At 72.6% G+C, this 14,873-nt stretch carries 15 protein-coding genes; 9 read left to right on the top strand and 6 right to left on the bottom strand.

Annotated elements, in window-relative coordinates:
* Positions 1-64 precede the first annotated feature (64 nt).
* On the top strand, positions 65-1,882 hold the full coding sequence (locus OOK34_RS10670) for a bifunctional UDP-sugar hydrolase/5'-nucleotidase (RefSeq protein ID WP_267033629.1): 1,818 nt from the start codon (positions 65-67) through the stop codon (positions 1,880-1,882).
* Positions 1,883-1,988: 106 nt separating this feature from the next.
* Here OOK34_RS10670 and OOK34_RS10665 read toward each other — a convergent pair whose 3' ends face one another.
* Positions 1,989-2,774, bottom strand: coding sequence for an alpha/beta fold hydrolase (locus OOK34_RS10665; RefSeq protein WP_267033628.1), 786 nt, complete (start codon positions 2,772-2,774; stop codon positions 1,989-1,991).
* 123 nt (positions 2,775-2,897) lie between these two features.
* Here OOK34_RS10665 and OOK34_RS10660 point away from each other — a divergent pair, with 123 nt between their 5' ends.
* From OOK34_RS10660 to OOK34_RS10645, 4 genes are all read left to right on the top strand, one after another.
* Positions 2,898-3,485 (top strand): TetR/AcrR family transcriptional regulator, encoded by a 588-nt coding sequence (locus OOK34_RS10660; RefSeq protein ID WP_267033627.1) that lies wholly within the window; start codon positions 2,898-2,900, stop codon positions 3,483-3,485.
* A 58-nt stretch (positions 3,486-3,543) separates the two neighbouring features.
* Complete coding sequence (locus OOK34_RS10655; RefSeq protein ID WP_267033626.1) at positions 3,544-4,428, top strand: phosphatidylinositol-specific phospholipase C; 885 nt, start codon at positions 3,544-3,546, stop codon at positions 4,426-4,428.
* 65 nt (positions 4,429-4,493) lie between these two features.
* A complete protein-coding gene (locus tag OOK34_RS10650; RefSeq protein WP_267033625.1) occupies positions 4,494-4,940 on the top strand; it encodes a helix-turn-helix domain-containing protein in 447 nt (148 codons plus the stop codon).
* Positions 4,941-5,076: 136 nt separating this feature from the next.
* Positions 5,077-5,211 carry a hypothetical protein gene (locus OOK34_RS10645; protein WP_267033624.1) on the top strand — a complete coding sequence of 45 codons (135 nt, stop codon included), beginning with the start codon at positions 5,077-5,079 and terminating at the stop codon, positions 5,209-5,211.
* Here OOK34_RS10645 and OOK34_RS10640 read toward each other — a convergent pair.
* From OOK34_RS10640 to OOK34_RS10620, 5 genes are all read right to left on the bottom strand, one after another.
* Entirely contained in the window at positions 5,208-6,632 is a 1,425-nt protein-coding gene (locus tag OOK34_RS10640; protein ID WP_267033623.1) for a cell wall metabolism sensor histidine kinase WalK, read from the bottom strand. The genes OOK34_RS10645 and OOK34_RS10640 overlap by 4 nt on opposite strands.
* Positions 6,629-7,363, bottom strand: coding sequence for a response regulator transcription factor (locus OOK34_RS10635; RefSeq protein ID WP_267033622.1), 735 nt, complete (start codon positions 7,361-7,363; stop codon positions 6,629-6,631). Before OOK34_RS10635 ends, OOK34_RS10640 begins: the two co-directional genes overlap by 4 nt.
* 51 nt (positions 7,364-7,414) lie before the next feature.
* A complete protein-coding gene (locus OOK34_RS10630; RefSeq protein ID WP_267033621.1) occupies positions 7,415-8,599 on the bottom strand; it encodes a S1C family serine protease in 1,185 nt (394 codons plus the stop codon).
* A 588-nt stretch (positions 8,600-9,187) separates the two neighbouring features.
* Positions 9,188-10,216: a LacI family DNA-binding transcriptional regulator gene (locus OOK34_RS10625; protein WP_267033620.1), complete on the bottom strand. Its 1,029-nt coding sequence runs from the start codon at positions 10,214-10,216 to the stop codon at positions 9,188-9,190.
* 24 nt (positions 10,217-10,240) lie between these two features.
* Positions 10,241-11,095 carry a response regulator transcription factor gene (locus OOK34_RS10620; protein ID WP_267033619.1) on the bottom strand — a complete coding sequence of 285 codons (855 nt, stop codon included), beginning with the start codon at positions 11,093-11,095 and terminating at the stop codon, positions 10,241-10,243.
* Positions 11,096-11,573: 478 nt separating this feature from the next.
* Between OOK34_RS10620 and OOK34_RS10615 the strand changes: the two genes are divergently transcribed.
* From OOK34_RS10615 to OOK34_RS35485, 4 genes are all read left to right on the top strand, one after another.
* Complete coding sequence (locus OOK34_RS10615; RefSeq protein WP_267033618.1) at positions 11,574-11,828, top strand: MoaD/ThiS family protein; 255 nt, start codon at positions 11,574-11,576, stop codon at positions 11,826-11,828.
* A 391-nt stretch (positions 11,829-12,219) separates the two neighbouring features.
* Positions 12,220-13,644 (top strand): hypothetical protein, encoded by a 1,425-nt coding sequence (locus OOK34_RS10610; RefSeq protein WP_323183480.1) that lies wholly within the window; start codon positions 12,220-12,222, stop codon positions 13,642-13,644.
* A gap of 100 nt (positions 13,645-13,744) precedes the next feature.
* Positions 13,745-14,452 (top strand): DUF2993 domain-containing protein, encoded by a 708-nt coding sequence (locus OOK34_RS10605; protein WP_267033617.1) that lies wholly within the window; start codon positions 13,745-13,747, stop codon positions 14,450-14,452.
* 156 nt (positions 14,453-14,608) lie between these two features.
* Positions 14,609-14,698 carry an Ms5788A family Cys-rich leader peptide gene (locus OOK34_RS35485; RefSeq protein ID WP_353962230.1) on the top strand — a complete coding sequence of 30 codons (90 nt, stop codon included), beginning with the start codon at positions 14,609-14,611 and terminating at the stop codon, positions 14,696-14,698.
* The last annotated feature ends 175 nt before the right edge of the window (positions 14,699-14,873 follow it).

Genomic DNA, 14,873 nt, shown 5'->3' with positions numbered 1-14,873 from the left:
CGCGCGTTGACCATAGGCTTCGGGGCACTTCCCAAGTTGTCTCGCTGTCCACAAAGGGGACTAAATGTCAGCGAAGCCACAACGGCCCCGCACGGCCCGCCGGTTGACCTTCGGCGCTCTCGCCCTCACGGCGGGTGCCGGCGCGATGGTCGCCGTCGCACTGCCGGCCGGTGCCGCGAGTGGTGGCGGTGCGGCCCCGAAGGCCCGCACCGTCGACGTACAGATGCTTTCGTTCAACGACTTCCACGGCACGCTGGAGCCCCCGCAGGGCTCCTCCGGCACCGTGAGCGAACGTCAGGCAGACGGCACCACCAAGGCAATACCCGCAGGTGGGGTCGAGTACCTCGCCACCAGCCTGCGCGAGGCCCGCAAGGGTCACGAGTACTCCGTCACGGCCGCGGCCGGCGACATGATCGGCGGCAGCCCGATGCTGTCCGGTCTCTTCCACGACGAGCCGACCGTCGAGGCGCTCAACAAGCTGAACCTCGACGTGTCGAGCGTCGGCAACCACGAGTTCGACGAGGGCAAGACCGAGCTGCGCCGGATGGCGTACGGCGGTTGTCACCCGGTCGAAGGCTGTTTCGAGTACGGCAAGACCTTCACCGGAGCGCAGTTCAAGTACCTCGCCGCGAACGTGACGGACGAGAAGACCAAGCGTCCGATGATGAACCCCACCTTCGTCTGGAAGAAGGGGGACGTGAAGATCGGCTTCATCGGCGTCACCCTGGAGGGCACTCCGGACGTCGTGACCGCCGAGGGCGTCAAGGGCCTGAAGTTCGGCGACGAGGTCGAGACGATCAACAAGTACGCCGCCGAGCTGAACCGGCAGGGCGTGAAGTCGATCGTGGCGCTGATCCACGAGGGCGGTCTGCCCGCGAGCGGCGCGTACAACTACGACTGCGACGCGCCGGGCGCGGGCGCCGGCATCTCGGGTGCGATCGTCGACATCGCCAAGAACGTCGACCCGAAGGTCGACGCGCTGGTGACCGGCCACACGCACCAGGCGTACTCCTGCAACATCCCCGACCCGGCGGGCAACCCGCGTACGGTCACCTCGGCCGCCTCGTACGGCCGGCTGTTCACGGACACCACGCTGACGTACGACCGGGCCACCAAGGACATCGTCCGCACCCCGGCCGCCTCGCCGAAGCCGGTGAACAAGCTCGTCGGCCGTGAGCAGCCGAAGGCCGCGGACATGTCCGAGCTGATCACCCGCTGGAAGGCGCTGGCCGCCCCGGTGGCGAACCGTCCGATGGGCTACGTCTCGGCCGACATCCCGGGCCGCGGTTCGGAGGCGCCGGAGAAGCCCCTCGGTGACCTGATCGCCGACGCGCAGCTGGAGGCCACGGCCCCGGCGGACAAGGGCGGCGCGCAGCTGGCCATCATGAACCCGGGCGGCATCCGTGCCGACCTGGCCTACAAGGCCGCGGGTGACGAGGGCGACGGCGTCGTGACGTACGGCGAGTCCTACACGGTCCAGCCGTTCAACAACCTGATGAACGTGGTGGACCTGACGGGCGCGCAGCTGGTCACCGCGCTCCAGCAGCAGGTCACGGGCCCGGTCAACGGCCCGAACCCGAAGATCCTCCAGGTCTCGAAGGGCTTCACCTACACCCTGGACCTGACGAAGACGGGCGCCGACCGCATCGTCGCGGGCTCGGTGAAGCTGAACGGCGTGGCGATCGACCCCGCGAAGACCTACCGGGTCGTCATGAACGAGTTCCTCGCGGGCGGCGGTGACGGCTTCACCGTCCTGAAGGAGCACAAGAACAAGCTGGTGGGCGCGTCCGACCTGGACGCCTTCAACGCCTACCTGGCGAAGTCGAGCGCGGCGAGCCCGATCGCCCCGCCGGCGGCGGACCGCATCACGGTCGTCAAGTAGGTCGAGCAGGTCACACAGGACGCGTAGTACGTACGTCCCCGGAGGGGCGGTGGGCCACGGGCCCGCCGCCCCTCCGGCTTTCCCCCGTGACCGGTGGCGCAGCGGTTCACAGCGTCGCCAGGAACTTCGCGACGGCCGCGTGGAAGCCCTCCGGGTCCGTGAACGGCACGAAGTGGTCCCCGTCGAGGACCGCGTACGAGGTCCCCGGGCGCCGGGAGACCATCGCGTCGGCGGTGGCCTGCGGGAGCGCCTGGCTGCGGCCGGCGTGGATCAGCAGGGCCGGGCAGGTGCTCGCGAGCCAGGTGTCCCAGTGGTCGCCCTCGCAGGCGTGGATGGAGTCGAGCATGTCCTGCCCGTGGAACGCCAGCCGCCAGCCGGTGCCGTCGGGCAGCGGGCGCAGGCCGTCGGCGACGAAGGGCGCGGCGGCCGGGCCGACTGTGGCGAGCAGTTCCTCGCGGGTGGGCGCGGTGTAGGGCAGGCCGCCGAGGAAGTCGTACCACTGCGGCCCGGAGGGGATGGAGATCTCCACGGTGGCGTCCACGCCGATCAGGGCGCCGGTCCGGTCGGGGTGGGCGGCGGCCAGGTGGTAGGCGTTGAGCCCGCCGACGGAGTAGCCGAGCACGGCGACGGGGTCGGTCAGGCCGAGGTGGTCGAGGAGGGCGACGGCGTCGGCGACGTATCCCTCGCGGCGGTAGTGCGGGGCCCGGTCGGAGTCGCCGTGGCCGCGCTGGTCGGGCGCGATGACCCGCCACTCGTCGCCGAGGACGGCGGCCAGGCCGGTGAAGGCGGCGGCTTCGGACATCCCGCCGTGCAGGGCGAGCAGCGGGCGGCCGGCGCCGCCGAAGTCCAGGTAGGACAGTGCGCGTCCGTCGATGCTCAGCGTGTGGCGCATGGTTCGGCTCTCCCCGTTCGGTTCCCGCGGTGACGGGCATCAGCCTGCCAGGATTTGGGCAAGCGTGCAATACGATCGTCTTGGGCGAGCGCCCAAGACGATGCCCGCGGATACCATCCCGGCATGGGAAATCGCGAGGACCTGCTGGCCGGAGCGCGCCGCTGCCTGGAGGAGAAGGGGTACGCGCGCACGACCGTGCGCGACATCGCCTCGGCGGCGCAGGTGAGCATGGCCGCGATCGGCTACCACTTCGGATCGCGCGAGGCGCTGCTCAACCAGGCGCTGTTCGCCGCCATGGACGACTGGGCCGCGGGCTCCGGCCGGCTCGCCGGGCAGGGCGGCACGGCGGAGGAGCGGTACGCCGACACCTGGGACCGCAAGAGCCGCGACTTCCTCGACATGCGCTGGCTGTGGATCGCGAACATCGAGGCCTTCGTGCACGCCCAGTCCTCGCCCGAGCTGCTCGCGGCCCTCGCCGAGGGCCAGCGCCGGTCCCGGCGCATGGTGGCCGCGCAGCTGGCCGGGGTGTCCGAGGAGGCGGTCGCCGAGGAGGACGTACGGGCCCTCGGGTCGGTGCACCTCGCGCTGCTGAGCGGGGTGATGGTGCAGGCGCTGACCGACCCGGAACAGGCGCCGACCGGGCAGGAGCTCGTCCAAGGGCTGCGCAGAATGGTGGAGTTGCTGGAAAATCCGGTCCCTACCGACAGGTAGTAAAGGCGGGTCCCGCACGCCATAATCCGTCCACCAACGGGTCGGCGAAGGGGCGGGCATGGCGGGCATGGCACTGGACCGGCGGGCTTTTCTGACCGGGGTTACGGCGGTGGGCGCGGGCGCGCTCCTGTCCCTCGGGGCGGTGGCTCCGGCCTCCGCGCGCACCCTCGGCACACAGGACTGGATGTCCGGCCTCGCCGACTCCACCGCCCTCCAGCGGATGACCATCCCCGGCACCCACGACTCCGGCGCCCGCCAGGGCGGGGCCTACGTCGCCTGCCAGAACACCTCGATCGCCGAGCAGCTCGACTCCGGGATCCGCTTCCTCGACGTCCGCTGCCGGGTGACCGGCGGCTCCTTCGCCATCCACCACGGCGCGTTCTACCAGAACCTGATGTTCGGCGACGTGCTCGCCGCCTGCGGGAACTTCCTCGCCGCGCACCCCTCCGAGACCGTGCTGATGCGGGTCAAGCAGGAGTACTCCACCGACAGCGACGCCACCTTCCGCGCCGTCTTCGACGACTACCTCGACAACCGGGGCTGGCGCCCGCTCTTCCGGATCGACGCCGCCCTGCCCGCGCTCGGACAGGCCCGCGGCAAGGTCGTCCTGCTCGCCGACAACGCCGGACTGCCCGGCCTGCGCTACGGCGACGGCAACGTCTTCGACATCCAGGACGACTACAACACCGAGCCCTTCGCCAAACGCGGCCGGATCGAGAACCACTTCCGCAAGGCCGTCCAGCAGCCCGGCAAGCTCTTCGTGAACTACACCAGCACCTCGGCGTACATGCCCCCGCGCTGGAACTCCGACCGCCTCAACCCGCAGGTCCACGCCTTCGTCGACGGCTCCGAACTGGCCGGCCGCACCGGCCTCGGCATCGTCCCGATGGACTTCCCCAACACCCGAGCCGGCCTGGTCACCTCACTGATCCGGCACAACTGACCTCCGGGCGCAGGTTGCGTTTCTTTCGAATTCTGCGATGCTTGCGGAGTCGAAGGAGGCTGGACATGGCTGGTATCACCGAGGACCGGACGCTCCTTCCGGAGCACCGGGCGGAGATCGCAGAGCTGCGCGCGTTCCTGGACGCAGCGCCCGAGGCCGCCGAGCCCGCCGTCCTGTGGGGGCCCGACGGGACGGCCAAGGCATTGCCCGCCGAGGTGTACGAGGCGCTGCTCGTCGTCGTACGCGCCCTGTCCGAAGGAAAGGCCGTCACGGTCGCCCCCGTGCACACCACTCTGACGACCCAGGAAGCCGCGGATCTCCTGGGCGTCAGCAGGCCCACCCTCGTCAAGATCCTCGATCGGGGCGAGCTGTCGTACTCCCGCCCCGGGCGGCACCGCCGAGTGCTGCTCGCAGATCTCATCGAGTTCCGGGAGCAACGTCGCGCCAAGCGGCGTTCAGGCCTGGACGAACTCGTCGATCTGACAGAGGAAGCCGGCCTTTACGACGACTGACCCTGGGGCGTCTTGCAGCGTGCTGTGGCATCGGCCTTTCCCGACAGCGCCGTTGCCGGCTACGAGCAGCTGATCCCGGTGATGGGCAACGACCTGAAGGGCCGCCACGTGCTCGCTGCGGCTGGCGCCGCGGCGGGTGTCGGGCGTACTGAGCGAGCAGGCCGCCCGGTACGCGCGGGAGCCGCGCGATCTGCACGGACTGCTGGACCGGCTGGCCGCGGCTGGTTCGGTGCAGTTCGCGGCGGAGGTCAGGCGACGGCTGACCGCCTAGCCCGTCATCTGCGACGGCGGTGGGGTGGGGGCGCCCGGGATGCGGAGGAGGGCTTCCGTGCCGCCGGCGCCGTCCGGCGCGGCGCGCAGTTCCGCGCTGCCGCCCGCGCGGGCCGCCGTACGGGCCACGATCGACAGGCCCAGCCCGCTGCCGGGCAGGGCGCGGGCCGACGGGGAGCGCCAGAACCGCTCGAAGACGTGCGGGAGGTCCTCCGCCGGGATGCCCGGGCCGTGGTCGCGTACGGTCAGCTCGCCCGCCCGCAGCGACACCTCGACCGCGCCGCCCGGCGGGCTGAACTTCACCGCGTTGTCCAGGACGTTGACCACCGCCCGCTCCAGCGCCGCCGCCTCGCCCCGCACGTACCAGGGCTCCAGGGCCGAGGTGAAGACCAGCTCGGGACCGCGCAGCCGGGCCCGGGACAGGGCCGAGGCGGCGATCTCGTGCAGGGCCACCACCCCCAGCGGCCCGTGCGGGGCCGCGTCCGGGCGCGACAGCTCCTGGAGGTCCCCGATCAGCGCGGCCAGCTCCGTCATCTGCGCCTTGACCGAGGCGAGCAGCTCCCTGCGGTCCTCGGGCGGGATGGCCCGGCCGGTCTCCTCGCTGCGCGCGAGCAGCTCGATGTTGGTACGGAGCGAGGTGAGCGGCGTACGCAGCTCGTGCCCGGCGTCCGCGATCAGCTGGGCCTGGCGCTCCTGGGAGGAGGCGAGCGCGGCCGTCATCGAGTTGAAGGACCGTGACAGGCGGGCGATCTCGTCGTCGCCCTCCTCGGGGATCCGTACCGTCAGGTCCTCGGTGCGGGCGATGTGCTCGACCACACCGGTGAGTTCGTCGACGGGCCGCAGCCCCGTACGGGCCACCCACAGCCCGGCCGCACCGGCGCCGACGACCCCGACGCCGGAGACCAGGAGCAGCACCCAGGCCAGGGTGGACAGGGGCTTGTCGATGTCGGCGAGGGGTTTGGCGATGGAGATCGCGAAGCGCTGGCCGCCGGGGAGACTGGCGGACTTGGTGTAGACGCGCATGTCGACTCCGTCGGCGGTCGTCACGTCGTGCAGCCTGCTGCTGTTCGGGGTCGACGCGACCTGCTGGTCGGCTTGGGTGACCGGCAGGTCCGTTCGCCCGTCCACCAGGCACCGGTCACCGTCGGCGGTGACGATCTGGACCGTCGCGTTCAGCTCTTCGGCGATGTTCGGCACCGTCTGGGCCGGGCGGGTCGCGCAGCCCTCGCGCAGGGTGCGTAGCACCTGCTCATTGGGGTCGGTGGCCACCAGGGACTGGTTCAGCTGGTCGTTCAGCTGTGCCCGGACCATCACCCAGGACACCCCCGCCACCGCGGCCACGGCCAGCGCCACCGCGACCGCGACCAGCAGCGCCAGCCGGGAGCGCAGCGGCAGGCCGCGGAATCTGGCGGCCGGGCTCACTCGGGCCCGCTCTCGCCGGCGCGCAGTACGTAGCCCACCCCGCGCACGGTGTGGACCAGGCGGGGCTCGCCGCCGGCCTCGGTCTTGCGGCGCAGGTACATCACGTACACGTCCAGGGAGTTGGAGCTGGGCTCGAAGTCGAAGCCCCAGACCGTCTTGAGGATCTGTTCGCGGGTCAGCACCTGGCGCGGGTGCGCGAGGAACATCTCCAGCAGCGTGAACTCCGTACGGGTCAGCTCCACCGGGCGTCCGCCGCGGGTGACCTCGCGGGTGGCGAGGTCCATGCGCAGGTCGCCGAAGGTGAGGGCGTCCCCGTCCGGTTCCGCCCCGGCGGCGGGGGCGGCGTAGGAGCTGCGGCGCAGCAGCGCGCGGACGCGCGCGAACAGCTCGTCCAGCTCGAAGGGCTTCACCAGGTAGTCGTCGGCGCCCGCGTCGAGGCCGGTGACGCGGTCGCCGACGGTGTCGCGGGCGGTCAGCATCAGCACCGGGGTGACGCTGCCACTGGCGCGCAGCCGGCGGGCCGCCGTCAGACCGTCCATCCGGGGCATCTGGATGTCCAGGACGATCAGGTCCGGGGCGTACGAGGCCGCCTGGTCGAGGGCGTCGAGCCCGTCGACCGCGGTCGCCACGGCGTACCCCTCGAAGGCGAGGCTGCGGCGCAGGGCCTCACGGACGGCCGGCTCGTCGTCGACGACGAGAATCCGCTGCGGGTCGCCTTCGGCAGGATTCACGGTGGGTCCCCCCAGGGGTGGTGGTCGGTGCGCGGGGCACCTCCCAGGGTCTCAGAAGGAGGTGCCGAAGCCGGTGGTGCCGTTGTCGCTGCTGCCACTTCCGCCACTGCCGGTGTTGGCGCCCGTGCCGCCCTTGCGGAGGGAGTCGAGGTCGGCCTTGATGGTGTTGACCGGGATGGCGAAGCCGAGGCCGACGCTGCCGGCGCTGGAGCTGTCGTTGGAGGGGGAGTAGATCGCGGAGGGCATCCCGACGATCTCGCCGTTCATGTTGACGAGGGCGCCGCCGGAGTTGCCGGGGTTGAGGGAGGCGTCGGTCTGGATGGCCTTGTACGAGGTGGTGTTCGAGCCGGTGTCGCCGTTGAACTGCTGACCGTCGTACGAGAACGGCCAGCCCCCGCCGCCGCCCTGCTGGCGCCGCTGCTGCTGCTGGCTCTCGGACTTCGGGACGTTCACCTCGCGGTTCAGTGCCGAGACGATGCCGCTGGTGACGGTGCCGGTGAGGCGGTCGGGGGAGCCGATGGCGACGACCTGGTCGCCGACCTTGAGGCCGTCGGAGTTGCCGAGCTTGGCGGGCTTGAGGCCGCTCGCGCCCTGGAGCTTGATCAGGGCGAGGTCCTTGGCGGGGTCGGTGCCGACGATCTTGGCCGGGTACTTCTTGCCGTCGCTCATGGTCACCTCGATCGCGGAGGCGCCGTTGATGACGTGGTTGTTGGTGGCGATCTCGCCGTCGGCGGTGAGCACGATGCCGGAGCCGGTGCCCTGGCCGGAGCCGGTGCGGGTGTCGATGCGGACGACGGACGGGCTGACCTGCTCGGAGACGCCGGAGACGGTGCCGTTGCTGGACTGCGAGACGTTGGTGCCGTTCACGCCTCCGCCGGCGGCCCCGCCCTGGCCGAGGAACTGCTGCACGGCGGCGGCCGTCCCGCCGCCGACCACGGCCGCCGCGAGGGCGACGGCGGCGAGGAGCGCGACGGGGCGCTTGGCGCGGGCCGCGTGCGCGGGCCCTGCCGGGCCTGCGGGGAGGGTCTCGCCCTGGATGACCGGAGGCTGGTGCGCCTCGTGCCAGCCGGGCGCCGAAGCCGCCGGCGGGTAGGCGGGCGGCGGCGGATACGCCCCCGCCCGGGCGTCCCGCGCCAGCCGGTCGCGCCCCCGCTGCCAGTCCTCGCCGAAGGGCGCGTTCTGGGTCGGGCCGTTCTCCTGCGGGTACTCGCCTTCGCGGCGGAAGCTCTCGGTCATGGCTACGACTCTGTCCGCGCATCATGAGAGCTTCCTGAGTCCCGGCTGAGAAGCCCGACAGAACCGCGTATGCCCGACATGAGGCGCTGGGATGGCGAGGGCGCGCCGGGCCCTCCCGGGACTCCGCCCCAGACCCCGCGCCTCAAACGCCGGCGAGGCTGGTTGTGGCTGCGGCAGCCGTGCGCCTGCGGGCCCGCCCCCGGGGGCCAGCCCCCGGACCCCCGCGCCTCAAACGCCGGCGGGGCTGGTTGTGGCTGCGGCAGCCGTGCGCCTGCGGGTTCGTTGCCGGGGGCCAGCCCCCGGACCCCCGCGCCTCAAGCGCCGGCGGGGCTGGATGTGGCTGAGCCCCGCGCGGATGTGCTGCTGAGAACCCAGCCCCGCCGGCGTTTGAGGCGCGGGTCCGGGCAGCGCCCGGGGAACGGGGGAAGGGCGGGTATGGGGACCAAGCCCCGCGCAGCGGGCACTACCCGCAGGCGAAGGACGACCTCGACCCGGGCCCGTGGCCCGCCCGGCACCCGACGGCCGGAGGCCGGCGCAGCGGCGCGAAGCCGGTAAGGCCCGCCAGGGCCGAGCCGTGCGAGCGGCGCGTTAAGAAGGGCGGCAGCCGCAGGAGCGGCGGATTACCAGGGCGGAGGGGAACTGCTTCAGGCGCTCCCGGCGCGAGCCGGCCACGCGCAGGGCGTCGTCCAGGACGAGGTCCACCGCCGCGCGGGCCATCGCCGGGCGGTCCGAGGCGATCGTCGTCAGCGGCGGGTCCGTCAGGGCCGCCTCCTTGACGTCGTCGAAGCCGGCCACCGCCAGCTCCTCGGGCACGTCGATGCGCAGCTCACGGGCGGCGCGCAGCACCCCGATGGCCTGGTCGTCCGTCGCGCAGAAGATCGCCGTCGGCCGGTCCGGCCGGGCCAGGACCTCCAGGGCGACGGTGTACGCGTCGTAGCGGTTGTACGGGGCCTCGATGAGCCGGCCCTCGATCGACCGACCGGCCTCCAGCATGGCCCGGCGCCAGCCCTCGACGTGGTCGGCCACCGGGTCGCCGACGGACGGGGTGTTCTCGATGCCGCCGATGCAGGCGACGTACTCGTGCCCGTGTTCCAGCAGGTGGCGGGTGGCGAGCTGCGCGCCGCCGATGTCGTCGGTGACGACCGCGACGTCGTCGATCGCCTCGGGCCGCTCGTGCAGCAGCACCACCCGCGCGTCCCACGCGTCGATCTCCGTCGCGGCGCGCTCGCTCATGCCCTGGCTGACCAGGATCAGTCCGGACACCCGCATGCCGAGGAAGGCCCGCAGGTAGTGGACCTCGCGCTCGTCCCGGTAGTCGGAGTTCCCGACCAGGACCATCTTTCCGCGCTCGGCGGCGGCCTGCTCGACCGCGTGCGCCATCTCCGCGAAGAACGGCTGGCGGGCGTCCGGGACGATCATGCCTATGAGGTCGGTACGCCGTGAGGCCATCGCCTGCGCGACCCGGTCCGGGCGGTAGCCCAGATCCTTGATCGCGGCGAGGACACGCTCGCGCGTGGCCGGGGCAACCGGCCGGGGTCCGTTGTTGATGACGTAGCTCACGACGGCGGTAGAAGTACCCGCAAGTCGCGCCACGTCATCCCGCGTCACCTTGGCCACGCACGGGAGTCTACGCGGGGTGACCTACCTCTGGGCAGGGTGTTTGGCCGACTGGATGGTCACAGGAGCTTCCTCCGAACGGGCTACGTCCTCCGGTGCCTGCGGCGCGGGCTGCGCAGAGGCCTGTGCCGGGGTCTGTGCCGAGGTCTGTGCCGAGGCCTGCGCCGCAGCCTTCTTGGCGGCGGCCTCGGCGGCCGCCCGCTCGACCTTCTCCGGGGTGACGAAGCGGTAGCCGACGTTGCGGACCGTACCGATCAGGGACTCGTGCTCGGGGCCGAGCTTGGCGCGCAGCCGCCGTACGTGGACGTCCACCGTCCGGGTGCCGCCGAAGTAGTCGTAGCCCCAGACCTCCTGGAGGAGCTGTGCGCGGGTGAAGACCCGGCCCGGGTGCTGGGCGAGGTACTTCAGCAGCTCGAACTCCTTGAAGGTCAGGTCCAGGACCCGGCCCTTCAGCTTCGCGCTGTACGTCGCCTCGTCGACCGACAGGTCGCCGTTGCGGATCTCCATCGGGGAGTCGTCCGAGCCCAGCTGCTGGCGGCCGGTGGCCAGCCGCAGCCGCGCCTCGACCTCGGCGGGGCCGGCGGTGTCGAGGAGTACGTCGTCGATGCCCCAGTCGGCGGTGACGGCCGCGAGACCGCCCTCGGTGACGACGAGGATCAGGGGGCAGCCGGGTCCGGTGGACCGCAGCAGCTGGCACAGCGACCGTACCTGCGGCAGGTCGCGGCGGCCGTCCACGAGGATGACGTCCGCGCCCGGGGTGTCCACCAGGGCCGGGCCCTCGGCGGGAGCCACCCGGACGTTGTGCAGCAGCAGGCCGAGTGCGGGCAGCACCTCGGTCGACGGCTGCAGGGCATTGGTCAGCAGGAGAAGAGAGCTCATGCCCGACCACCTGCCCGGGTCGGGTGTCCGTGCACCTGTTTGCTTCGCTGGTCCATCACGTCGGTTCCTCCTCGGTCCCGTCGAGGACGTGCGTGGTACTGCTTCGTACGCCTGGCCTGGCATCCGCCGCGGCCCCCGCGCCCTGGGGTCCGGATGGATACCACTGTTCTCGGTCCGTTCAACGTGCTGAAAGCACAAAAGGACCCGGGGGCTACGTTGCCCGGATCCTCTACGCCGCCAGAATAGCCCACCCGCCCTTTCGGGGCCGAGGGCTGCCGTGCACCGCATTCTGTGGTTCGCGCCACGCCTTCCTCCTGCGTATGCCCTGGTTTCGCCGGATCGAGCAGCCCGCCCACCGGTCCCGAGGGCCTTCCGGGCGCACGTACGGCGCGCGGAGGCACGCCGGGGTGGCGGGCCGGAGGGGTCATCATGGAGGCCGACGGTAGAGAGCCGACGGAGCCGACCGATAGGAGCTGCAGTGGCAACCGGAACCATCCGCTACTGGGCGGCGGCGAAAGCCGCCGCCGAGACGGCGGAGGAGCCGTACTCGGCGCACACGCTGGCCGAGGCGCTCGACGCGGTGCGGGACCGCCATCCCGGGGAACTGACCCGGGTCCTGCAGCGCTGCTCCTTCCTCGTGAACGAAGAGCCCGTGGGCAAGCGCCCGCACGATGCCGTCCTGCTGACCGAGGGGGGCACCGTAGAGGTGCTCCCGCCGTTCGCGGGCGGGTGAGCGGAAACCGATGAGCACCCCCGAGGAACAGCAGCGACAGCGGCAGCAGCAGCAGGCTGCCGAGCAGGACCCGTACGGAACCCAGACCTGGCAGGCCGACACCTGGGAGACCGGCTACCAGCCGGTGCACCCGCCGCTGGGCTCGGTGCCCGGCCAGCCGGCCGCGCCGCAGGGGGAGTGGGGGCAGACCGGTGGCGGCGCCGCGCCGTGGCCGGACGGTCCGGCCGCCGAGCAGACGGCGTACCTGCCACCGGTGCCGCAGCATCAGCAACAGCAGCAGCAGGCGCAGCCCGCCGCGCCCGAGGGCTGGTTCCGCGACGAGCAGCCGCAGGCCCCGGCCGCGCCGTGGCCGGACGGTCCGGCCGCCGAGCAGACGGCGTACCTCCCGCCGGTGCCGCAGCAACAGCAGCAGCCGCAGCAGCAGCCCGCCGTGCCCGAGGGCTGGTTCCGCGACGAGCCGCAGCAGGCGTACCCCCAGCCGCAGGCTCCGGCCGCGCCGTGGCCCGACGGTTCGGCCGCCGAGCAGACGGCGTACCTCCCGCCCGTGCGGGAGCCGGCCCCGGCCGCGCCGGAGGGCTGGTTCCGCGAGGAGCCGCAGGCCGCCTCCGCCGCCTCCGCCGCCTCCGCCGCCGAGACCGCGTACCTGCCCCCGGTCCGCGAGGCCGCCGGCGCGGCTGCCGAGCAGACGGCGTACCTCCCGCCGGTCCGCGAGGCCGCCGGCTCCGCTGCCGAGCAGACCGCGTACCTGCCCCCCGTCCGGGAGGCCGCCGGCGCGGCTGCCGAGCAGACGGCGTACCTGCCCCCGGTGCGCGAAGCCGCCGCCGAGCAGACCGCGTACCTGCCGCCCTACCCGGGCCCCGGGCAGGCGCAGCCGCAGGCCGCCGCCCCCGAGGCCTGGTTCCGCGACCCGGCCCCGCAGGCCCCGGCCGGAGCCGACGCCGCCGCCGAGCAGACGGCGTACCTCCCCCCGGTGCCGCCGGAGCCGCAGCCGCAGGCGCAGCCCGCGCCCGGGCCGCCCGCCGAGTACTCGCCGCCGACCCTCGGCGGCAACACCCTGCGCGCCGTCGACCCCGCCCAGGCCCGCGCCGAGGGCCGGTCGCCGATCATCGACCCGGGTCCGCAGCCGGCCATACTGACCGCCGCCCTCGGGCTGCTGCTGGCCGGTGCCGCGGCGCTCGGCCAGTACGCCCTCCTCGTGCCGCTGATCGCCCTCCAGGGCCTCACCGCGGCCGGCTGGTTCCGCCTCAACGGCATGTGGCCGGCCCGCCAGGGCATCGTCCTCGCCTTCGCCGGAGCCCTCGTCGCCGACGGAGCGGTGCTCGCGGTCGACCGTACGTACGGGCCCGGCGCGATCATCGGCACCCTCGGGGCCTGGGTGCTGCTCACGCTGGTCCTCCAGCTGCGCAGCCACGCGGACCCCGACGAGCGGATGTACGGGCTGATGGCCTCCGTGGCCTCCGCCGCGCTGGCCATCGTGTGCGCCGGCTTCCTGGCGGCGGACTGGGAGCCGGTGGCCACCGGCGCCGCGGCCGTCGCGGTCGCCGTGTTCGCGCGGGCCCTGCCGCTGCCGACCGCGCCCTCCGTCGGTGTCTCGCTGGCCGCCGCGGCCGGTGCGGGCATCGCGGTGGGTGGTCTGACCGGGCTGGGTGCGGGCGGGGCGCTGGTCGGCCTGGCGGCCGGGGTGTGCGCGCTGATCGGGCTGCGCGTGGCCGCGTACGACTACCCGTCCAAGTTCGTCCACATGACGGCCGGTGTGGCGCTGCCGCTGGCCGCCGCTGCGCCCGCGGTCTACCTGATGGGCCGGGTGGTGGGCTGAGGGCGCCGGGCGGGCCCGCACCGCTACGGCACTGACATCGCCCTCACGGCCGGTCATGGTCCACTAGAACGCACGTACCGACTAGTAGGGGGAGGGGCACGTGCGTTTTCTACGTGTCGTGGTGATCATCGGAGTGGTGCTGGGGGGCCTGTTCGTGGGCGTCGACCGCTGGGCGGTCGGCTATGCCGAGAACCGGCTGGCCGACCGCGTCCAGTCCCGGCAGGGGCTGGCGGGCAGCGCCGAGGTGGAGATCCACGGTTTCCCCTTCCTGACCCAGGCGCTCAGCCACGACCTGGAGCAGGTCGACCTGAAGCTGACGGGCGTGGACGCCACCGCCGACGGCCGCAAGACGCGCCTCTCGGAGCTCGAGGCCGAGTTCCACGAGGTGAAGCTGAACGGGGACTACAGCGGGGGCACTGCCAAGCGGGCCCAGGGCACCGCGCTGATCACGTACGAGGACCTCACCAAGGCCTCCCAGAACGGCGTGGTCCTGACCTACGGCGGCGCGCCGAACAAGGTGAAGGTCACCGCGACCGTGGACTTCCTCGGCAAGTCGGTCACCCGCAGCGTGGTGTCGACGGTCGCGCTCGTGGATTCGGGCAGCGGCAAGGTCGTCCGGGTGCGTGCGGACTCCGTGCCGGGCGAGGGCATCCCGGGCATCGAGAGCGCGGTCCGCAAGCGGACCGACTTCGACCGCCGCATCGACGACGGGCTGCCGGCCGGACTCAAGCTCTCCGCGCTGACCTCGGACGACTCCGGTGTGCACCTCACGCTGAGCGGGACGGACGTGTCACTGGCCGGATCGTGAGACGGCGCGGTCCGATCCGCAGAAGGACGGGCCGCACGAGGAGCCCCGGAGGGCCGCGAGGCGGCCGTCCGGGGCTTTCTCATCCCGCTATACGGACGATCCTGTCTCGATATATGACACGCCGGTGACAGGGTGGCCGGTTCGTCCCTACGATCCATGCCTATGAAGCATCAGCAGGCGGACCTCACGAAGCGGCGGGCAGTAGACCTGTGTCGCGTCGCCGCCATGCTCTGTCGCTCCATGTGAGGTGTGAGCCTTCCGCTCCACCGGCCGGACGACGGCCCTTCATCCCGCGTGACCGCACCGCACCGCATAAGCCTCCTGTCCCCCTGACGCCTCCCCGCGCAGGGCCCGAGAGCCGCACCCGGAACGGCGCGCACCAGCACAGCCCGCTTCGCAGCAGCACCAGCACAGCCCCGCC

The sequence above is a fragment of the Streptomyces sp. NBC_00091 genome (genome assembly GCF_026343185.1).
Taxonomy (GTDB): Bacteria; Actinomycetota; Actinomycetes; order Streptomycetales; family Streptomycetaceae; genus Streptomyces.
This window is presented reverse-complemented; position numbering and strand designations above follow the sequence as displayed.

Coding starts and splice junctions, on each gene's coding strand:
- OOK34_RS10670 (WP_267033629.1), top strand. CDS start 65: ATGTCAGCGAAGCCACAACGGCCCCGCACGGCCCGCCGGTTGACCTTC.
- OOK34_RS10665 (WP_267033628.1), bottom strand. CDS start 2,774: ATGCGCCACACGCTGAGCATCGACGGACGCGCACTGTCCTACCTGGAC.
- OOK34_RS10660 (WP_267033627.1), top strand. CDS start 2,898: ATGGGAAATCGCGAGGACCTGCTGGCCGGAGCGCGCCGCTGCCTGGAG.
- OOK34_RS10655 (WP_267033626.1), top strand. CDS start 3,544: ATGGCGGGCATGGCACTGGACCGGCGGGCTTTTCTGACCGGGGTTACG.
- OOK34_RS10650 (WP_267033625.1), top strand. CDS start 4,494: ATGGCTGGTATCACCGAGGACCGGACGCTCCTTCCGGAGCACCGGGCG.
- OOK34_RS10630 (WP_267033621.1), bottom strand. CDS start 8,599: ATGACCGAGAGCTTCCGCCGCGAAGGCGAGTACCCGCAGGAGAACGGC.
- OOK34_RS10620 (WP_267033619.1), bottom strand. CDS start 11,095: ATGAGCTCTCTTCTCCTGCTGACCAATGCCCTGCAGCCGTCGACCGAG.
- OOK34_RS35485 (WP_353962230.1), top strand. CDS start 14,609: ATGCCTATGAAGCATCAGCAGGCGGACCTCACGAAGCGGCGGGCAGTA.